This window comes from Blautia sp. An249, assembly GCF_002159835.1.
GTDB lineage: Bacteria > Bacillota > Clostridia > Lachnospirales > Lachnospiraceae > Blautia_A > Blautia_A avistercoris.
The window spans coordinates 37,852-59,487 of record NZ_NFJL01000008.1 but is presented as its reverse complement, the minus strand read 5'-3'; the positions used below and the strand labels follow the sequence as shown (position 1 = coordinate 59,487).

The following is a 21,636-nucleotide window of genomic DNA, read 5'->3' as shown; positions in this document are numbered from 1 at the left end:
AATATCACCACTTTATCATAATGTATCGCAACAGGGGCCTCCCTGTCACCTTTTCATTATAATATAGTGGTGATAGATGTCCAGACCTAATCGTAATATTTTATACGACATTATTTCCCGGTACCTGACTTCTCCTCCTGAGGAACAGGAGTTTCTGTCACTTTTACTGTCCCGGCTTTGGTGGATTTCAGAAGCCGGGCATAAGTTTTCGGCTCGGTTGTGGTCAGAGCCTTTCTGGTAGAACTGTTGCTCCTTTGGGACACAATAATCTCATCGGTGCTTTTTAGCTGACAGCCTGTAATCATAACGGTGGTATCGTTAATATACTGGGTCTCGCACCATTCTTCATTAACCATCACTTCTGTGGACGGAGTAAAGTAGGTTCCTTTTACCAGATAACTGTCCGTACTGCCCGTTACCGGGGTAATCTCTTCCACGGTCGTATCATGAATTCCCAGACGCATATTGGTTCTTTCAAAAGGATCCTCCCCCTCATAGCAATATTCCTCTCCATAGAGAATATCGTACTGGAGGGTTTCCAGATTCACCTGGTAATCCTTGGTATTTCTCCTTGCCTGATGGTAACGGAAAATGGTTCCTTCGTGAATTCCCACCCGGTTCATCACTTCCGCTGCAATCTGGTAGGAAGACAGGTTTTCATCCTTCTTTTCCAGTCCCATATTATCCCAGATCACATACTCTGTCTGGAAGAGATAACGGTTTTTCACATCTTCCACTTCCAGTCCCATAGTGGGCAGATGATCTCCGTACATCACTAAAACGACGTCTTCCTCCTGTTCAGAAAGAGTCTCAATTAACTCAGATACGAATTCATCCATTTCGTGAATTTCATTTACATAGTATTCCCACCGGTTGTTTTCCTCTTCTGTGGGCGCCCCGGTAACCGTAATTTCCGGATCTTCCAGGAGGGGTTCGTCCGGATAAGCTCCATGCCCCTGTACGGAAATGGTATACACATAGTCCGGGCCTTCTGTGGACTCCATCGCATCCAGAATGTGAGCGGTCAGCACACTGTCCTTTACCCAGCCCAGAGGATTCTTCTGATCTTCTTCTTTCATAAACTCTTCCGAAGTAAAGGTATCAAATCCCAGATTGGGGAAGATACTCCGCCTGCCGTAGAAATTGGCCTCGTTATTGTGAATGGCATGGGTGGAATACCCCAGCTCCTTAAGCACATAGGGCGCGCTTTCACAGGTTCTCTCTTTTAAAATGCTTTTATAGGGATATTCTCCCGGTCCGAAATAGTGAAGGCTCATTCCCGTAATGGTCTCAAATTCCGTATTGGCTGTTCCGGCTCCCACCGAAGGAACTTTAAAGTATCCGGATGAATACTCTTCCATCAGTTTCCGGAACGTGGGAATGGGATCTTCCGATATATCCAGATAATTTACAAGGGTGGGATCAAAAAAGGATTCTAACTGCAGAAATAAAATATTGGGCAGATTCTTCGTCTCTGTCTTTGGCAGCTCCTTTTCACTGTCTGTAATCCTCTGGATTTCTTCCTCAGAATAATCCGGCGGACAGTCAATTCCCGTATTGAAAATCGTTGTCATAAGGCAGTAGGGATACCCGTAATCCTCATAGGCAAAAGCAATATTGCCGAAATAGTTGGACAGTATTCTCTTATCCAGTGCCTGATGGGTCAGTCCGGCAAAAGCCAGAACTCCCACCAGAACCAGAGGTACGTTGTAACGGTATTTCAAAGGCCCTTTGTATTTGGGGCCTTTCAGGAATCCCCAGATCAGCCCTCCTATAACCAGCACCAGTAATATTACAGCCAGCACAGTTCCCCACACAGGAAGGTATTTCTCTGCGATTTCCGTGGCGTCTGTTAAAAGATGGAGATCCGGGCCTGTAAAGGGCGTCACCCGGTTGGCCAGAATCACCCCGTTTACACATCCCAGGAACAGCCAGAAAATCCCAAGCAAAATCCTGGCAAAAAACCGGCGTCTCACTAAATAGACAATAAGGGTCGTTGTAAAAATCAAAGCCGTATTATAGAGAAATACAAGAGGGCTGTTCGTCATATAATCATAGGCTTCCCAGGCAGAATGACGGGATATGCCCTCAATTGCAAAATACAAAAGGCAGCATCCCAGAAACTGCAGCGGCAGTGAAATCTTGTTCAACTGTTCATACCATGTCTTTTTCATACAAACACTTCCTGATTATTTAAGCAATTGTTTCAGTTGCATGGTTACCTTATCCATCATCTCTTTATACTTTTCCAGTTTTTCCTTCTCTGCTTCTACTTTTGCCGCCGGCGCTTTATTTACAAAGTTTGGATTTCCCAGCATTCCCTCGCAGCGGGCAATTTCCTTCTTCAGGCGTTCCTGTTCTTTCTCCAGACGCTCCTGTTCTTTCTCTCTGTCAATCAGATCTTCCAGTGGAAGATAGACAACTGCATTGGAAAGCACAACGGAAACCGCGTCTTCCCCGATTCCTTCTTTCGTTTCCTGAACGTGAATCTCTTTTGCAAAGGCCAGGTTTGCATAAGAGGCTTTCAGCTCCTCATACTCTTTCCCCGCCTGAGCGTTTGCAGCTACAATATACAGACTGGTTTTCCGGTTCTGCGGTACATTCATTTCTGTTCTTGTATTGCGGATTCCCCGAACCAGTTCCTGTACGTGGGCGAGCTGTTCTTCTGCCCCGGCAAATTCCCATTCTTCTCTGTATACCGGCCAGGAAGAAATCATAATGGACTCTTCCCCGGGAAGAAGGGCACAGTAAATTTCCTCGGTAATAAACGGCATATAGGGATGCAGAAGCTTCAGGCTCTGTGTCAGTACTGTCCGCAGCGTCCAGAGGGCTTCCTCTGCTGCCTTCGGGTTTTCTTCTGCCTTCCAGATACGTACTTTGGACATTTCAATATACCAGTCGCAGAACACATCCCACAGGAAATCGTATACTTTCTGTACGGCGATTCCCAGTTCATATTTCTCCATATTATCTGTTACTTCCCTGATTACCTGGTTCAGTCTGGAGAGAATCCACTGATCTTCTTTGCATAAGTTCTGAAGATCTTCCGGCTCTTTTACTTCCTTTCCTTCCAGATTCATCAGAATGTAACGGGAGGCATTCCAGATTTTATTTGCGAAGTTCCGGCTGGCTTCCACCTTCTCCCAGTAAAAACGCATATCGTTTCCGGGTGCATTTCCAGTCATCAGCGTTAATCGCAGCGCATCTGCCCCGTATTTGTCAATCACTTCCAGAGGATCGATTCCGTTTCCAAGGGACTTACTCATTTTCCTTCCCTGGGAGTCGCGCACCAGACCATGAATCAACACATGATGGAAAGGAGCCTTTCCGGTCTGCTCCAGTGCGGAAAAGACCATACGGATAACCCAGAAGAAAATAATGTCATAGCCTGTTACCAGTACGTCTGTGGGATAGAAATATTCCAGCTCCGGTGTTTTATGGGGCCATCCCAGCGTGGAGAAGGGCCATAAAGCAGAAGAAAACCAGGTATCCAGAGTATCTTCATCCTGAACGAAATGGGTACCGCCGCATTTCGGGCATTTCTTCGGCATTTCTCTGGCAACAACCACTTCCTGGCAGTCCTGGCAGTAATAAGCCGGGATTCTGTGTCCCCACCACAACTGTCTGGAAATACACCAGTCGCGGATATTTTCCAGCCAGTGAAGATAGGTCTTATCAAACCGGGAAGGTACGAATTCCAGTTCTCCGTCTTCTAAGACACGGATAGCTTCTTTCGCCATTTCATCCATTTTTACAAACCACTGGGGTTTGATCATAGGTTCTACTGTGGTTTTGCAGCGGTCGTGAGTACCTACGTTATGAGAATGGGGTACCACCTTCACCAGAAGTCCAAGTTCTTCCAGATCCTTTACCATGGCCTTTCTGGCCTCATAGCGATCCATTCCTGCATACTTTCCGCCTTTTTCATTAATGGTGGCGTCGTCATTTAAAATATTCATTTCTTCCAGATGATGACGTTTTCCCACTTCAAAGTCGTTAGGGTCATGGGCGGGAGTAATCTTCACGCATCCGGTCCCGAATTCTTTATCCACATAGCTGTCTGCAATCACCGGAATCTCCCGATCCGTCAGCGGAAGTTTCAGCATCTTACCGATCAGATCCTGATACCTTTCATCTTCCGGATTCACTGCCACAGCCATATCGCCCAGCATCGTCTCGGGACGTGTGGTGGCAATCTCCACGTATCTTCCCTCTTCCCCCACAATAGGATAATTAATATGCCAGAAGAATCCGTCCTGATCCTCATGCTCTACCTCTGCATCAGAAATAGAAGTCTGGCAGACCGGACACCAGTTGATGATCCGGTTTCCTTTATAAATGTAGCCTTTCTCATATAAACGGATAAATACTTCCTGAACCGCTTCGGAACAGCCTTCATCCATGGTAAACCGTTCCCTCTCCCAGTCTGCGGAAGCGCCCAGCTTCTTAAGCTGATTGATAATTTTTCCGCCGTACTCCTCTTTCCATGCCCAGGCATGTTTCAGGAATTCTTCCCGGCCGATTTCCGCTTTATCAATTCCCTGTTCTTTTAATTTTTCTGTTACCTTTACTTCTGTGGCAATGGCTGCGTGGTCGGTTCCCGGCTGCCAGAGAGCCTCATATCCCTGCATCCTTTTAAATCTTATCAGAATGTCCTGCATGGTTTCATCCAGGGCATGTCCCATATGAAGCTGCCCGGTTACATTGGGCGGCGGAATCACGATAGTAAAAGGTTTTTTATCCGGATTTACTTTTGCATGAAAGTATCCCCGGTCAATCCATTTCTGGTACAGACGATCTTCGATTCCTTTCGGATCATAAGTCTTGGCCAATTCTTTGCTCATAGCATCCTCCTTATAAATTTAATACCTGCGCGGAGCGCTTTATTCTGTAACAGGAAATTCCGTTGGATTTCCTGTTACATTAAAAAGCCCTTCACACACTGTGTGAAGGGCGATAAAAAACGCGGTACCACCTTCTTTGAAGTTTTCCCAAACTTCATCTTTCCATTCCTTAACGCGGAATTCTACGTGGGAATCTACACAGTGTCCACCTTCAATCCCCCGGCTCCAAAGCTACTTTTTGCCTGCCTTCTCCCGAAACGTCTTTCAGCCTGAGAACGTTTCTCTCTTTTGGCAGTACAGACATACTCCTCTTTTTCCCAGCCTTTCTCTGTTAAAAAGTATAATAATTGTCTTTTTTTTATTTGTCAAGAATCTTTTTGGGAAATCTTCTTATTCTACGCTTTTCAGAGATTCCACCATATTTATCTTCTTCAGTTTATGGTGCATCACCTGATTGACAATCAGCGCAAAGGCACAGGTCAGAACGCCGCTTATAAGATAACTTAAAATGCCGATGTTGCGTCCGAACATACAGGCCTCCACTTCCACTGTGGTAATCACGTAGCGGTGAAGTCCGATTCCCAGAAGGGCTCCTGTCAGCACCCCGATCAGGGTCAGCAGGACATTTTCCCGGAAAACGTACCCTGCCACCTCTTTGTCATAGAATCCCAGAACTTTTAAAGTAGCCAACTCTCTCTGACGCTCTGTGATATTGATATTATTCAGGTTATACAACACCACAAAGGCCAGCATTCCTGCAGACACAATCAGAACCACAATAACCATTCCCAGACTGCTTAACATCCGGTTCAGCTGTTCTTTGATACTTCCTGTATAGCTGATGCTTAAAGCCGCCGGCTTCTCCAGAATTTCCTGCCCAATCTCCTCCATCCGGGACTCTTCCTCCGTTTTGTAAGTAATCAAAATGTCATTATATTCCGGTTCTTCTTCAAAGATCTCCCGGTAAACGGCTTCTGTCATATATACATAGTGTCCCATATAGTTTTCACAGACTGCCGCCACCAAAACCTCATACTCCCGGTTGTCTTCCTCAAGAACAATGGTTTCTCCGGCTTTCACATCCAGAAGGCTGGCCGTCTTTTCAGAGATTACCGCTCCGGTATCGTCAAGCTGAAATTCCTCCTGTGTCTTTCTGTCCCGTAAGGTCACATCCTTTTCAAAGGACTCCATATCCCCCGGCACATAAATATACTCGCTTAATTTGGATTTTCCGGTATCTGCTGTCATGGTCTTCATCAGAACCTGAGTCGCTCTCTCAATCTCTTCCTGCCCATTCAGATATTCTGTCAGCTCTTCTTTTTCCTGGTCTGTGGCATCCTCATCTAAAATAACTGTACCGTCAAAATGCTGCAGTTCCTCATACTGAATATTGGCAATATCCATAATGGAATCCCGCAGGCCAAATCCCACCAGCATCAACGCCATACTGCCTGAAATTCCAAAAATGGTCATAAAGAATCGTTTTTTGTAACGGAACAGATTCCGAACCGTGGATTTCCAGGTAAAATTCAGATGTTTCCAGATAAAGGGAACTTTCTCCAGCCATACCCGTTTCCCTTCCTTAGGCGCCGGAGGACGCATCAGGTTCGCCGGAGTCTCCGCAAGCTCTCTGCGGCAGGAGACAAAGGTTGCGCCCATGGTACAGGCAATAGCGGCTCCTGAAGCAATCAGGGCAAATTTCCATTCATACTGGATGCGAAGCTGGGTATCCATACTGTGATACATGATTCCGTAAGCTTTTATAATAATGAAGGGCAGAACCTTTTCTCCGAACAGAACTCCCAGGATACTTCCCCCCACTGTGGCCAGGAAAGCATACCGCAGATACTTGGCGGCGATTTCCCCCTTTTCATATCCCAGGGCTTTTAAGGTTCCTATCTGCGTTCGCTGTTCCTCTACCATACGGGTCATGGTAGTCAGACTGATCAGAGCAGCCACCAGGAAAAAGATGACCGGGAAAACTTTTCCGATATTCTGGATCCTGTCTGCGTTTTCCCCATACTCGCTGTATTCCGGCAAATCTTCCCGATCGGTGATGTACCACTGGGGAACTTCCAGATCTTGTAATTCCTCCCTGGCGTCGGCCAGCTTCTGTTCTCCCTCGGCAATCTCCTCTTCTGCTTCCTTCTTTCCGTCTTCGTATTCTTTTTCCCCGTCTTCCAGTTTCTTCTGAGCGTCTTCTAATTCCTTCCGGGCGTCCGCAAGTTTCTCTTCATTCTCCGCAATCTCTTTTTCTCCATCCTCTATCTTCGTCTCATTTTCTGCTATCTCTTTTTCGCTGTCTTTGATTGTCTGTTCATTGGCCTCGATTTCTGCCTGGGCTGACTCAAGCTGAGCTTCTCCCTCCTTTATCTGGGCCTCTCCCTGAACTATGACTGCTTCATTTGCTTCGATTTCGGCCCTTGCCGCATCTAACTGGGTCTGGGCCGCCTCTATCTGTTTCAGGCCTTCCGAAAGCTCGGCCTCCCCGGCCTCCAACTGAGCCTGACTGGCCTCTAACTGCTCCTTCTGTCCGGGAAGAGCGGCCTTTGCCAGAGCAATTTCTTCCTCCCTGTCCAGAATAGCCTGTAAGGTTGCCATATTCTCCTGAATGACAGCAATATTTCCTTCCAGTTCTGCAATCTGAGCCCCTAATTTTTCGTACTCCGCCTTCATTTCCTCTGTGGCGATTCCCGCTTCTATGGCCACCCCCAGAGCTTCATAGGCCGTCTGCGCCTGGGCATACCCTTCCTGTGCCTGGGCAAGAAGAGCAGATGCCTGGGCATATCCCTCTTTTACCTGGGGCAGGTTTTCTTCGTATTGCTGAATCTGGGAAACTCCCTCTTCATAGGCCTTCCATCCCGCTGCAAGCTGCTCCTTTCCTGCTTCCAGTTCCTTTTGGGCCTCTTCCAGCCCGGCTTCTTCTTTTTGCTGATCCAGTTGTTGCTGTCCCTCTTCCACCTGCCGTTTGCCGTCCTCCAGCTCCTGTCTTCCGTCCGTCAGCTTTGCTCTGGAGTCGGCCAGTTCCTTATATCCTTCTGCAACCTGTTTCTTTGCATCCCGTATCTGCTCTTTCCCGTCCTCCAGTTGTTTCTTACCATCTTCCAGTTCTTTCTTTCCGTCTGCAATCTCTTTCTTTGCATCTTCTAACTGTTTCTTTCCGTCCTCATACTCTGCCAGCCCGTCTTCGTACTCTTTCCTTCCGTCGGCCAGTTCTTTACGGGCGTCGGCCAGCTCTTCTTCGGCTTCTCTCTTTCCGTCGGCCAGTTCTTTTTCGGCATCGGCCAGCTCTTCTTCGGCCTCTTCTTTCACATCGGCATAGCGGATCCTGCACTGTTCTTCTTCAATCCCCTCCAGCCGATCTCTGATCTTTTTAATCAGATTGCTGTAGCCGTCGGAATAACTGCTTAAATCCGCAGCCTGATCAACCAGAAGATAGGCCTGGGTATAAGTATCCTGGGAAAAAGCTTCCGCAGGCACGTAAATAAATCCGTCCACCTCCCCGGTTCCCAGGGTGGTATTTCCCCGGCTGAAGGAAATATAAAGGGGACTGCTTCCATGCCCCACAATTTCAAACTCTTTTGTAGTCAGGATTCCGTTCTCTCCCTCTTCCTGCACCTGAAGGGTATCTCCCAGAGAGAACTCCTTAGATTCAAAAAAAGCAGTATCTAAAAAACACTCCCCTTTTTCTTCCGGGAGCCTTCCTTCTGATACTGTCAGCTCATTTACCTGATCATTGATACTTTCTATATGTAAAACACTCTGAGAATTTTCTTCTCCGCAAAGGACATCTGTTCCGTAAGCTCCTTCTGCCAGTTCCACTTCGTCCACACCGGCCAGAGCCTGAATATCCTTTTCCTCAAAGCCCAGCGTACTGACTACTTTTATATCCATCAGATGATTGGCATCAAAATAGGCGTCTCCGGAGGCCCGCATATCCGGTGAGGATGCCTGGATCCCTGAAAAAAACGCCACCCCCAGGGCCACAATGAAAAAGATAGATATAAACCGGGCCGGGCTCTTACGGATTTCCATCCAGAAATCTTTTTTCAAAGCTTTTTTCATCTTCTCCACCTACCACTCGATATTTTCCACAGGAACCGGGGTCTCATTTCGTTTCATTGCGGATACTTTTCCGTTCTTAATCTTAATTACCCGGTCCGCCATGGGGGTCAGCGCAGAATTGTGCGTGATAACAATAACGGTCATTCCTCTTTGCCGGCACATATCCTGAAGAAGCTTTAAGATGGATTTTCCTGTCTGATAATCCAGAGCTCCCGTAGGCTCGTCACACAAAAGCAGTTTCGGGTTCTTAGCCAGAGCCCTGGCAATGGAAACTCTCTGCTGCTCTCCTCCGGAAAGCTGAGCGGGAAAATTCTTCACCCGTTCCTTCAGTCCCACTTCCTCTAAAACTGTAGCTGCATCCAGAGGATTCTTACAGATCTGCAGCGCCAGCTCCACGTTTTCCAGAGCCGTTAAGTTGGGCACCAGATTATAAAACTGGAAAACGAATCCAATGTCTTCTCTCCGATACCGGGTAAGCTGCCTGCTGTTATACTGAGCAATATTTTTTCCGTCCACCCATACTTCTCCGGAAGTGACCGCATCCATCCCTCCCAGAATATTGAGCACCGTAGTCTTACCGGCGCCGCTGGGTCCTACAATAATTACAAATTCTCCCTTTTCAATGGAAAATTCGATCTCGTCTACCGCTTTAATCTGTACCTCTCCGGATCCATAAATTTTTGATACCTTTTCTAATCTTACAAATCCTTCCTCCATATGCTGTCCTCGCTTTATGGGTTATCATGCACTGTTTTTCTAAACTTTCAGATATTACTAATATTATTATGCAATTAATTATACATCATAGAAACTCACTTGTAAATTCAAAATAATACGCCACATGACTGGAAATCATATGGCGCATTAAGACAACTCATCTTTTTAAATGTATTCTAAAATTCCGCGAATATCTCTTACAACCGCATCGGCCCCGGCTTCTTCAAATTTTTTCTTGGCCTGCTCCCTCTGTTTTTCCTGTTCTTCCTGAGAAAGAGCCTCATATTCTTCCAAAGACAGTCCCATAGCAGAACTTCCTTCCAGAATTCCTATGGTAAACATCCCGGCGTTCTTCCCTTCCAGAATATCAGAAACTGTGTCTCCCACTTTCATGACTTTCTCTGTAGAAGAGATCTTTAAAGCTTCCATATTCTTAAAAACCATGTAGGGGTAGGGACGTCCCATTCCTCCGGTGGAATCGGGGCTGAACCAGCAGTCCGGCGCATACCCCAGTTCCTTCGCCGCCGGAACTACAATCTCCATCATAAGATCTGTATATCCTGTGGTAGACCCTATTTTGATTCCCATCTCTCTTAACTTTTCAACGGTTTCCAAAACGTACGGCTTGGGCTCGGCGTACTGGTTTAAAATTTTTAAAAGAGCCGGTTCAAACCGGGCATACAACTGATCTGCTTCTTCTTTTCCCGGTTCTTTCCCGTATTTTTTCTTCCATTCTTCTTTGATTCCGGGCATGTTCAGCATGGTGTAAATGTGATCCCATTTCAGCATTCCCATGGGTTCTCTGACTTCTTCCATGGTGGGAACTATTCCCGCTTCCTTAAAAACTTCAGAGAATGCCTGCACCGGAGCAAAGCATCCGTAGTCTACCGTAGTTCCTGCCCAGTCGAAAATGACTGCTTCTTTTTTTGTCTTCATCTGATTTCTCTCCTTATGCATCCGCGCCTGCTTTTTCAAAAAATTCTTTGAAAATATCACACAGCTTTATAATATCTTCTTCATAAATTTCCCCGATATTGCCAATCCGGAAGGTATCTGCATCGGTTACTTTCCCCGGATAAATAGCATATCCTCTCTCTTTAATAAAGGCATACATTTCCTGGAAAGAGAAATTGTGGTGCTCGGGGTAGAAAAAGGTGGTGATAATCGGTCCCTGGTGTTCCTCTCCAATATAGGTCTTAATACCCATCTCTTTCATCCGGGCGATTAAGAGCCGGTTGTTGTCATAATACCGTTTCGATCTGGCAGGGATTCCGCCCTCTTCTTCCAGCTCTTCCATAGCTTTTGCAAAAGCCAGCACCGTGTGAGTAGGAGAAGTAAAGCGCCATTTTCCATCTTTTTCCATGGTTTCCCACTGGTCGTACAGATCCAGGGAGAGACTTCTCGCCTTGCCTTTGCTCTCTGTCAGTTTCTTTCTTCTGCAGATAATAAAGGAGAATCCCGGCACGCCCTGGATACATTTATTGGCGCTGCTGATGATAAAGTCGATTCCCAGTTTGCCGACCTCAATCTCCACTCCGGCAAAGCTGGACATAGCGTCTACAATCATGGTTTTGCCCGCTTTTTTTACGACTTTGGTTACAGACTCTATATCATTTAAAATCCCGGAAGTCGTCTCACTGTGTACCATTGCCACATGGGTAATGGCCGGATCCTCTTTCAGAATCTCTTTTACCCGGGCGGCTGATGGAATCTGATCATAGGGAGTCTCGTAAACGGAATATGGAATCTGCGCGTGGCTGCAAATATCAATCATGCGCTCCCCGTAAGCCCCATTGGTTATGATTAAAAGTTTCTCATCCTTTCCGATCACACTGGTCAGAACCGATTCTACTCCGAAACTTCCGCTTCCCTGCATCAAAACTGCCGTATAGTCCTCTTCGGATACATGGGCCAAATCCAGCAGTTTCTTACGGATCTTCTGGGTAATCTGTTTATAGTCATTGTCCCAGGTGCAGTGATCGGTCATCATCTCTTTCTTTACGCTGATTGTAGTGGTCAGTGGGCCAGGTGTTAATAATTTGTAATGTACCATTTGTCTTTCCTTTCTACTTTTATCTATTTTGATTTACAGCTTTCGGACAACTTTTGATGTTCTGCTAACAGCTCCGCCGTCAGGGCTTCCGGATATACTTTCGGATAAGCCGACTCATTGGCCTTGTCCACAGTTTCTCCTTCATATAAGGGATTCGGATAGGTTTCCTGCAGTTCACTGCGGCCATTTTCAATGATGCACCGGGCCATTTCCATAGCCAGGGGATTGGTATCTTCCCCTTTATCCAGTACGGCGATGGATTCCGTTAAGGAGAAGTTACCTTCTGTGGGATCCACATAATCCACAGGCATTCCTTCCCCTTTATCGGCTACCGCCTGATGGCGCAGTCCGAATCCAATAGCTACTTCTCCGGAGCGGACTTTGGTCAGAGGTCCGGAACCGGAATCCTCCATATGGGGACCTGCATTTTCATATATATCTGTGAGAATCTCTGCAGCATCTTCCTCTCCGTATTCGCTGACAAGAGCCTGAATGAGCAGCCATGCTGTAGAAGAGCTCTTAATATCTGTTACAGAGATCTGGCCTTTATATATGGGATCGGCCAGGTCTTTTATAGAAGAAGGCATGGGAAGATTTTCCTCTTTCATCACTTCCGTATTCACAAAGACTGCCCCTTCCTGGGAAGTAATTGGCCGGTAAAAATCCGGAAACTCTGTCAGGGTTTCCGCATCAAAGGTCAGATCCAGAAACATCTGATTCTGCTTTTGGGCGCTGTCCAGATAGAAGGAACTCATGGTGACCAGATCCGCCTCCATATTTTTCCCTTCCGCCATCAGTCTTCCTCCCAGCTCGGAAGTACCGAAGGTCTGGAACATATACTGACCTTCATAACCATTTTCATCCAGGGCATGTTTCATGGCGTCCACCGCTTCATCGTCTGCGTTGGAATAGATAATGACCTGCTGCTGTCCGTCACTCTGACCCGGGTAAAGAACGACGCCCAGAACCACTGCCGCAGCGGCCGCTGCCAGAGCCAGGGGCTTACCTGATTTTCCTTTTCCCTTCTCTTTTTGCGCCGCCTTCTTTTTATGGCCTGCCAGGAAACGGAAAAGACCTTTCGCCGCCAGATTGGTAAATAAAATACACAGGGACAAAACGAAGATTTCATTAAATCTTGCAAAATGCTGCAGCTCTTTAATCTTCGTGGTAATAACCATGGTTCTGGCTCCTGCAACAAAAATCACTGCGCTGACTGTTACCATGGCGTTTACGAAATAGTAACTGAACACTTCTATAATCGTGGGCAGGGCATTGGGCGTTACCACACGGAAAATGGTTTTCATCCAGTTATCCCCCATCAGCATCGCAGTCGTTTCCCAGGAACTGTTCATCTTTTCCAGAGAATTTTTCATCATTAAATAGGGGGTGGAAAAATAATGGATCATATTACAAATAATAATCAGTACAAAGGTGTTTTGCAGGGGAGTTCCCGAAAACAGCAGCAGAAAGGCAATACCGATGACCATTCCGGGAATGGTGTTGGTAACCAGGGCAATGCTCTCAATGATCTGCTTACAGGTTTTCGAGATCCGGCTTCTGGCCGTTACCAGAGCGGCTCCATATGCAGTCAGGGAACCTGCAATGGCAGTTAAAATGGCCACAAACAGAGAATTTCTGAAGACACCTGTCAGAGTATTGTCCTGGAATGCCTCTTTCACATGCTTCAGTGTAAAGGACATCTGATAAGGCCACTCGTCCACAAAGGGCACCAGGAAAATCACCGCAAACAGAATCAGGATCACCAGCAAAACCATACCTGAAAAAACTGCGCAAAGTCCGTCCCTTACCGGATTCTTCCTGTTTTCCACCGGTGAAATCTTATTGTACCGTACGTTATATCTTTCCAGGAAGCACAGAAGGCCAATGCTGACAATCGATGGAATCAGCATCACAATAGCGACCACCGCCCCGTTGTGAAAGTTGGGAATGCTTCCCAGCATCTCGTCGTAGAGCACAGAGGCTACCACTTCATACTGTCCTCCTACCGAAGCGGGAATACCGAAATCGGTAAACGCCAGGAAGAAACACTGGATAAAGGACGCCGCCAGGGTCCCTGCCAGAGGTCTTAAAATAGTCATACAAAAGGTCTTCCGTCCTTTATCTCCCATCACCCGGGAAACAACCATGAATTTCTTATCAATGTACCCCATGGTATTCTGAATCAGCAGAAAGGATACAGGAAGGGTATAAACCATATACCCCAGCAAAAGTCCCCAGAACCCGTAAATGTCAAAAATCTGCCTGCCAAAAATACGGGTGACCAGCCCCTGCTTTCCGAAGGAATAAATAATGGCAAATCCATAGGTAATGGTAGGGAGAAGCATGGGCAGTACGGCTCCGTTTCGGATTATCTTTTTGGCCATTTTCGGAAGGTTGGAATAATGTACGCTGTAAGCAAGGAAAAACGCCAGCACCGTAGTAATCAGTCCGCTGCCTGCCGCCACTGTGAAACTGTTTCCCACAGCCTGCCAGAACCCATCACCGGTAAATACTTCTGCATAATGGCTGAAAATACTTCCTGTTTCATTCTGAAAGGATTTCAGAAGAAGGGTAAGAATGGGAACCGCCAGAAACCACAGAAACAAAAGGAGGACTGCAGCAAAAATCAGCTTAATCTCCGGATTTTTCTTTTCTTTCATTGTTCTTTCCCTTTTCCTCTGATTTCTTTACGCTGTCTTATACTGGAACAGAGAAAAGATATTGTTTCTCTTAATCTCCAGCTGATTCAGAATAAATTCCCGGATAAAATGGTTACCTGGCCGGTTAATGATTTCCGCCGGTTCGGCATACTGGGAAATCTTTCCCTGATTAATAATCAGCACCCGATCCGAAAGGGTTAAGGCTTCCTCCGGGTCGTGGGTAACAATAATCGTGGTAAGATGATATTCTCTGGCAATGGTCTTAATCCTGTCTTTGATAGACTCTTTGATAACTCCGTCCAACGCGCTTAAAGGCTCGTCCAGCAGAAGAATTCTCGGTTTCATCACCATGGTTCTGGCCAGAGCCACTCTCTGTTTCTGCCCGCCGGAAAGCTGTTCGATTCTCTTATCCAGATGCTCTCTTAAACCAAGCAGATCAATTAAATCTTCGACTTCTTCTTCAGAAGAAATTCCGGGTTTATTTTTCAGTCCGTATGTAATATTCTCATAAGCGTTTAAATTGGGAAATAAAGCGTAATCCTGAAAAACAATATTAAAGCCTCTCTGCTCCATGGGCACATTGGTCAGATTCTCTCCCTTATAAATCAACTCACCCTGATCAATCTCCGTAATTCCCAGGATCACGTTTAAAAGGGTGGTCTTTCCGCTCCCTGACGGTCCCAGAATAGATACGATTTCACCTTCCTGTACGTTCAGACTCATATCATTTAAGATTACATTTCCATTGTATGATTTTGTCACATTTTTTAATTCCAGCATATCTCTGACTCCTCTCCGTATTACCTGCTGTTTGTAAATCTGTATCTCAGCTTTTTTCTATTGCTTATTTTATTCACAGAATGTTTTTTCTTCTACCAAATCCAAATTAAATCCAGGTAAAAATCATGTAAAACACCGGACATACTCCCGCATAAAAAAGTGGGAATCAAGAGATACTGTACCATATGCAGGAGGAACGAAATGGAAAAACAGGATGTGATTATTATCGGAGCAGGGCCGGCGGGAATGACTGCCGCTATTTACGCCTCCCGGGCAGGTCTTTCCACCCTTTTGCTGGAGGAGAGCGCGCCGGGAGGAAAACTTCTGAAAACCAGTGAAATCAGCAACTGGCCGGGGCTCATAAAGGAGGAAGGCGCCGATCTGGCAGGAAATATGCGGAAACATGCCACAGCTTTTGGGGCAGAATACCGGTACGGCAAAGTGGTTCAGATGCAGGATGGCTACTTTAAAACCGTCTTTCTGGAAAACGGAGAGTCTTTAAAAAGCCGGGCAGTGATTGCAGCCTCCGGCACCAGGGAACGGCTTTTGCAGATACCCGGGGAAAAAGAGAATATCGGACAGGGTGTAAGTTACTGTGCCGTCTGTGACGGAGCCTTCTACCGTGACGCAGAAGTAGCAGTCATCGGAGGCGGAAACTCAGCTCTGGAAGAAGCCGTATATCTGACCCGATTTGCCCGAAAGGTAACGATTCTCATGAGAAGAGAAGGATTCCGGGCTCAGCAGACCATCATCGATGCTGCAAAAAGAAATCCCCGGATCCAGATACTTACGAAAGTGATTCCCACTGAAATCCTGGATAACGGGGAACATGTGACGGGAATCCGGGTGAAAAAATCTGAAACAGGACAGGAATTCCTGCTGAAGGTCCAGGGAATCTTTCCCTATATCGGATCCGATCCCGCAACCGGATTCCTGAAAGGTCTGGATGTGCTGGATGAAAAAGGCTATCTGATAACAGGGGAGAACATGGAAACGAAAATAAAACTTCTCTACGGAGCAGGCGACGTAAGAAAGAAACTTCTCCGTCAGGTGGTGACAGCCGTCAGTGACGGGGCTGTGGCCGCCCAGGATGCATTTCACAAAATCAAAGGAGCGTATTAAGAATATGGAAATATTACATGCAGACAGTACAAATTTTGAAGAAGTTGTCCTCCGGTCAGAAAAAACGGTGCTGCTGGACTTTTATGCCCAGTGGTGCGGACCCTGCAAAATGCTGGGAAAAGAGCTGGAGGAGATGAACCCCGGCGAAGGGTATTCCATCGTAAAGGTAGACATTGATCAAAATCCGGATCTGGCCAGACAGTGGAAGGTGCAGTCCGTTCCCACCCTCTTTGTCATAAAAAACGGGACGTCTGTAGATTCCATAACCGGATTTCTGCCCAAGGAAGAACTGGAAAAAAGGATAAAGAAAGCTTAAAAAAGCCAGATGGCAGAAGTGCAGAGCACAGAGCCATCTGGCTTTTTTTTAAGCAAACCCGATAAATACGGCTACCAGTACCGTAATGGAGGCACACACCACCAGAACAGCCTGGAATTTAATCTGGAATTTCGCCCATTTTCCCCATTCCAGTCTGGCTGCTGCCAGAGCGCCTAACAGACATCCGGAAGTAGGAACAATAAAGTTGGTAAAAGCGTCTCCAAGCTGATATGCCAGTACCGCTACCTGTCTTGTCACTCCCACAATATCAGCAAGAGGAGCCATAATCGGCATAGTCAGAGCTGCCTGGCCGGAGCCGGAAACCACGAAGAAATTAAATACAGACTGGAACAGATACATCATCCATGCGGAAATTGCAGGAGGGAATCCTTTCATTCCTTCTCCAATCGCATGAAGTATGGTATTTAAAACAGTTCCGTCGGTGGCCTCTGTACCGCCCAGCACAATAATAATTCCCTGAGCCATACCCACGCATAAAGCTGCGCCCAGAAGATCGGCCGCCCCTCTGTCGAAAGATTTGGCCAGGTCATTTAACTTCATATCGTTAAGCTTAAATACAATTCCCAGGATACCGGCTACAAAGCCCATCACAAAGAACTGAGAAGCAATCTCCGGAATGTAGTAGCCCTGGGTTACTACGCCCCAGATCGTCCACACAATGGTAATCACCAGAGTAAGGATTACCAGTTTATGTCCCAGGGTAAACGGCATATTCTGTTTCTCCTGGGGATTAAACTCCTGACGGTAATAGGCATCGGATTCGTAAGCCACTGACATGGTGGGTTTCTTCTTCACCGCCATGGCATAGCGAATAGTAAACGCACAGGTGATTCCTGTGAAAATCACCCAGACAATAATTCGGAAAATAGCTCCGGACATAACCGGAATCTGTGCAATTCCCTGAGCCACAGCCAGTCCGAAGGGATTCATCCAGGACGTTCCGAATCCAATCTGGGTCGCCACATAGGTACACATAATTCCCACTACCGCATCATATCCCATAGCCACAAACATGGGCACCACAATCATAACAAAGGGAATTGCCTCTTCCCCCATGCCGAATACAGCGCCTCCCAGTGAAAAAAGGATAATCAGCAGGGGAATCAGAAGAATTTCCTTTCCTTTTGTATGGGAAATTACCCGCATAATTCCCGCCTCAATGGCTCCTGTGCGAAGAACGATACCAAACGCACCTCCCACCACCAGAATAAAGGCAATGATTCCTACGGCTGTTCCGTTCTTGTCTCCTACGGTCATACCTTCAAAGACGTAATTTAATACGCCCTGTCCGCCAAAGCTTTCCGTTCCCCAAATGGGGGCGGCCTTTGTCACCTTGTTTCCATCCTCGTCCAGCACATATTCAAAGCTGTCCGGATCCAAAACTGTCTTTGTTGTTTCTTCGCCATTCTGAACATATGTGATTTCTTTGGTCTGATAAGTTCCGACTGGTATAAACAGCGTCATAATCGCTGCCGCCACAACTACAAAGAAAATAATCACATACGTATGCGGCATCTGGAATGAACGTTTCTTCTTTTCCATTTCTTCCTCCCTCGTAAATTATTTTTATGAATTATTCAAAGGTTCCTTTTACAAGGATCTCTCCCTTTGAAATCATCCGTTTTCCTTTTGCCAGTACGGTATCAATTTCCAGGCTTTCAGAATCTGCCAGAACCAGATCTCCGTCTGCTCCTTCCCGGATCTGACCTTTGCCCGGCAGTTTCAAAAGTCTGGCCGGATTTTCCGTAATCACACGCAGAGCATCGGAAAGGGGAACTCCCTCCTGGATAACGGCGTCCTTCATTTCCCGGTATAAGGACGTCACTTTTCCCACTCCCAGACCTGCGAACTTTCCATCCTCATCGAAAATGGGCAGACTGCCCTGTCCGTCCGAGGAAAAAGTAATCTGAGAAACCGGGACTTTCGCATCCAGCGCCATTTTCAGCCCGGTACTGGCTTTCACCTCATCCGGCTCCAGATAATCAGGATCCGAACTGGTAGTCAGGTCAATGTACCCCCGGTAGTCTTTTGCATAGGAAATCCCTTCCTCCATTAAAGCTGTGCTTCTGTTAATATGGGTAGGCAGCAGATTTTCCGGCAGAATCTCCGTCTGCTCCAGTACCTCCTTCAGGTAGGAAAGCTTTCTCTTCCCGTCTCCCAGATGGATATTTACAATCCCGGCCTTTCCGGAGAGGATTCCTCCCACCCGGGTATCGCCGGCAATTCTCTTAAATTCATCCACCGTCGGCTGGGAAGAACGGTGATCCGAAAGAGCTACTTCTCCGGTACCGATAACCTTATCTATTAAAATCAAGTCATCCATAATCGTCCCTGTCAAAGTCCTTACAGGAACCTGATAGGAACCCGTATAAATCCAGGCGGTAATTCCCTCTTCTTCCAGTCCCCGTGCCTTGGCGATCAGGTTCGTCATGGTACGGGTGGTGCCGTCCGTTCCCAGACAGCCGACTACAGTTGTAACGCCGCCTTTTATAATATCTGTCAGCATAATTTCCGGCGTACGGGTTTTATAACCCCCTTCTCCGCCTCCGCCCAGAATATGGACGTGACCGTCAATAAAACCGGGAAACAGATATTTTCCCCTTCCGTCAATGCAGGTTACTCCATAAGACTCCTGTACCGGAAGCTGTCTCCCTATCTTTAAAATCTTTCCTCCGCCAATCAAAACATCCTGTATTCCCTGATCCTCAGGGGCAAATACATGCGCTCCTTGAATTAAAATCATTGTCTTCTCCTTAAAAAATCGACCCGGCCGGCTGCTGCAGTTCTTCTTCCTGATTTATCAGAACTTCCAGGGCAGTCAGAATCCCTTCTTTTATCTGTTCTATGGCCAGACAGGGAACTTCCTCCTGCATCTGCCCTGCAGTTTCCTCATCATAGGGAACGTGCAGAAATCCGCATTTCATTTCCGGATATTTCTTCTGAGCCAGATAAAGCAAATCATAAAGTAAAAAATTGCATACAAAGGTTCCCGCAGAATAGCTTACCTTTGCCGGTATTCCTCTCTGCCTGATGGCCTGCGCAATTCTTTTTACCGGAAGGGGAACAAAATAGGCGTTTTCTCCGTCTTCGCGCACAGGCGTATCAAAAGGCTGTTCTCCGTCATTGTCCAAAATCCGCGCTTCGATTAAATTTAAGGCCGCCTTTTCCACACTGATGAAGCTGTCGCCTCCCGCCAGTCCCACGCTTATTACCCGGTCCGGCTTCTCCTGCTCCAAAAGAGCTTCTATCCGCTGCCTTGCCGCCTTGAAAGCAGTTGGGATCCGGGCTTTTACAATCTTCGTATCTCCCATATAATCTGGCAGAAGTTTTATTCCCTCCAGGGAAGCGTTTCGCCGGTTTCCCTCAAAAGGCTCAAAGCCAGTTACCAGAATCTTCATGGTTTAGCCCTCCTGCATCCGTCTTTTTCACTGTCCTTTTTTCGACAGATTTAAATTGTAACATAAAACAGGAGAAATATCATCTGAAATTTCTGTTTTTCTTTATTTTAGCGTAACTATTCAGCTATGCGGCTGCTGATGGCAAAAATACAACGCAAGCTTGCTTGCAGAGGAATTTTGCCATCAGCAGACATATGGTGTTTAGCCGTAATTGAGGATTCAGCCGCGTAAGCGGCGGTAGAGCAGCGTCAGCTGCGAGAATCCGAGATACATGGCTGAATAGTTACATTTTAGCAGAAATGCCGCCATGACTTTTTCATTCATGACGGCATTGTTCTTTTTATTTTCTTCTATGATTCCATTGCTTTGCGGTAGAAATCCGCAATTTTCTCAAAGGGAATAACCTCTTTTTTATCGTACAGATCCGTATGAACGGCATCCGGAATAATCAGCAGCTCTTTATTGTCTGCATAGGGGTTCCCTTTCACCATATCCGCATAGGCGTCTTTGCTGAAGTAGCAGGAATGGGCTTTCTCACCGTGAATCAACAAAACGGCGCTGCGGATCTCATTGCTGTAACACAGGATAGGCTGATTCAGAAACGACATGCACCCGGTAACATTCCATCCGCCGTTGGAATTTAAAGAGCGGGGATGGTACCCTCTTTCTGTCTTGTAATAATCGTAGTAATCTTTTACAAAGAAGGGAGCGTCCTCCGGCAGGGGATCCACAACGCCTCCTCCCAGAGCATAACTTCCGTTTTTATAATCTTCCAGTCTCTGTGCGTTTAAGGCCTGTCGTTTGGCATAACGCTGATCCGCAGAATCTTCGGCATCGAAATAACCTTTTGCATTGACACGGGTCATATCGTACATGGTAGAAGCCACCGTGGCTTTAATCCGGGTGTCCAGAGCGGCCGCATTAAGAGCCATTCCGCCCCATCCGCAAATTCCCAGAATTCCCACTTTTTCGGGATCTGCTTTTTCATGGAGGGACAGATAGTCTGCCGCCGCCTGAAAATCTTCGGTATTTATATCCGGGGACGCCATATAACGGGGCGTTCCCCCGCTTTCTCCGGTAAAGGACGGATCAAAAGCCAGGGTCAGAAATCCTCTCTTCGCCAATTCCTGCGCGTACAGTCCGCTGGCCTGCTCCTTTACTGCTCCAAAGGGACCGCAGACGGCAATGGCCGGCAGCTTTCCCTGTGCATGTTCCGGTGCGTAAAGATCGGCTGCAAGGGTAATTCCATAACGGTTGTGAAAGGTCACCTTACTGTGAGATACCTGATTATCTTTCGGAAACGTCTTATCCCATTCTTCTGTCAGTTTTAATTTTTCTTCCATTATTATGCTCCTCCTTTTCCTCTTTTTCCATTACATAAACCAGATAATCGAGACAGTCGATTTTATACTGATTCTGATGCAGTTCCTCTAATAGGGAGGCTTTGTGCCGGGAAAGCAGACAGTACTGTTCCCTGCGCTTTTTTCCTTTTTCCAGTTCCAGAAATTCTTCTATGAACGCAGCCTCACATCCGGCGTCCGACAGATTTCTCTGTATTTTAAAAATCCGTTCCCGGGTAATCTCTTCCATAGGCACACCTCCTTGTTGCTTTTATTGTATTTTATTTCTTCTAAAATAACAAATACTTGGTTTTTATTCC

General features: G+C 46.7%; 15 protein-coding genes and 1 other annotated feature. Of the genes, 2 read left to right on the top strand and 13 right to left on the bottom strand.

Translation table 11 applies throughout. The features are described 5' to 3' along the window. Nucleotides 1-110: 110 nt before the first annotated feature. The 8 genes from B5F53_RS09005 to B5F53_RS08970 form a co-directional block, all read right to left on the bottom strand. Nucleotides 111-2,174: an LTA synthase family protein gene (locus tag B5F53_RS09005; RefSeq protein ID WP_087222543.1), complete on the bottom strand. Its 2,064-nt coding sequence runs from the start codon at nt 2,172-2,174 to the stop codon at nt 111-113. Between the two features lie 15 nt (nt 2,175-2,189). Beyond that, a complete protein-coding gene (locus B5F53_RS09000) occupies nt 2,190-4,844 on the bottom strand; it encodes a valine--tRNA ligase (protein ID WP_087222541.1) in 2,655 nt (884 codons plus the stop codon). Between the two features lie 102 nt (nt 4,845-4,946). After that, nucleotides 4,947-5,172: a binding site (T-box leader), on the bottom strand. Between the two features lie 62 nt (nt 5,173-5,234). Continuing rightward, entirely contained in the window at nt 5,235-8,909 is a 3,675-nt protein-coding gene (locus B5F53_RS08995; protein ID WP_087222539.1) for an FtsX-like permease family protein, read from the bottom strand. 9 nt (nt 8,910-8,918) lie between these two features. Beyond that, complete coding sequence (locus B5F53_RS08990) at nt 8,919-9,626, bottom strand: ABC transporter ATP-binding protein (RefSeq protein ID WP_087222537.1); 708 nt, start codon at nt 9,624-9,626, stop codon at nt 8,919-8,921. A gap of 165 nt (nt 9,627-9,791) precedes the next feature. Further along, on the bottom strand, nt 9,792-10,562 hold the full coding sequence (phnX, locus tag B5F53_RS08985; protein WP_087222785.1) for a phosphonoacetaldehyde hydrolase: 771 nt from the start codon (nt 10,560-10,562) through the stop codon (nt 9,792-9,794). Between the two features lie 13 nt (nt 10,563-10,575). Then, complete coding sequence (gene phnW, locus B5F53_RS08980) at nt 10,576-11,679, bottom strand: 2-aminoethylphosphonate--pyruvate transaminase (RefSeq protein ID WP_087222535.1); 1,104 nt, start codon at nt 11,677-11,679, stop codon at nt 10,576-10,578. A gap of 23 nt (nt 11,680-11,702) precedes the next feature. Continuing rightward, complete coding sequence (locus tag B5F53_RS08975) at nt 11,703-14,339, bottom strand: extracellular solute-binding protein (protein ID WP_087222532.1); 2,637 nt, start codon at nt 14,337-14,339, stop codon at nt 11,703-11,705. Nucleotides 14,340-14,366: 27 nt separating this feature from the next. After that, nucleotides 14,367-15,119, bottom strand: coding sequence for an ABC transporter ATP-binding protein (locus B5F53_RS08970; protein WP_087222530.1), 753 nt, complete (start codon nt 15,117-15,119; stop codon nt 14,367-14,369). Nucleotides 15,120-15,320: 201 nt separating this feature from the next. Between B5F53_RS08970 and B5F53_RS08965 the strand changes: the two genes are divergently transcribed. Together B5F53_RS08965 and trxA are read left to right on the top strand one after the other, a co-directional pair. After that, nucleotides 15,321-16,241 (top strand): NAD(P)/FAD-dependent oxidoreductase, encoded by a 921-nt coding sequence (locus B5F53_RS08965; protein ID WP_087222528.1) that lies wholly within the window; start codon nt 15,321-15,323, stop codon nt 16,239-16,241. Between the two features lie 4 nt (nt 16,242-16,245). After that, a complete protein-coding gene (trxA, locus tag B5F53_RS08960) occupies nt 16,246-16,557 on the top strand; it encodes a thioredoxin (protein WP_087222526.1) in 312 nt (103 codons plus the stop codon). Nucleotides 16,558-16,605: 48 nt separating this feature from the next. Here trxA and yfcC read toward each other — a convergent pair whose 3' ends face one another. From yfcC to B5F53_RS08935, 5 genes are all read right to left on the bottom strand, one after another. Then, nucleotides 16,606-18,120: a putative basic amino acid antiporter YfcC gene (yfcC, locus tag B5F53_RS08955; protein WP_087222524.1), complete on the bottom strand. Its 1,515-nt coding sequence runs from the start codon at nt 18,118-18,120 to the stop codon at nt 16,606-16,608. A gap of 31 nt (nt 18,121-18,151) precedes the next feature. Beyond that, a complete protein-coding gene (iadA, locus tag B5F53_RS08950) occupies nt 18,152-19,321 on the bottom strand; it encodes a beta-aspartyl-peptidase (RefSeq protein ID WP_087222522.1) in 1,170 nt (389 codons plus the stop codon). A gap of 10 nt (nt 19,322-19,331) precedes the next feature. Then, on the bottom strand, nt 19,332-19,976 hold the full coding sequence (locus tag B5F53_RS08945) for a pyroglutamyl-peptidase I (protein WP_087222520.1): 645 nt from the start codon (nt 19,974-19,976) through the stop codon (nt 19,332-19,334). 350 nt (nt 19,977-20,326) lie between these two features. Beyond that, complete coding sequence (locus tag B5F53_RS08940; RefSeq protein WP_087222518.1) at nt 20,327-21,319, bottom strand: alpha/beta hydrolase; 993 nt, start codon at nt 21,317-21,319, stop codon at nt 20,327-20,329. Then, entirely contained in the window at nt 21,282-21,566 is a 285-nt protein-coding gene (locus B5F53_RS08935; RefSeq protein ID WP_087222516.1) for a hypothetical protein, read from the bottom strand. Before B5F53_RS08935 ends, B5F53_RS08940 begins: the two co-directional genes overlap by 38 nt. Nucleotides 21,567-21,636: the final 70 nt, after the last annotated feature.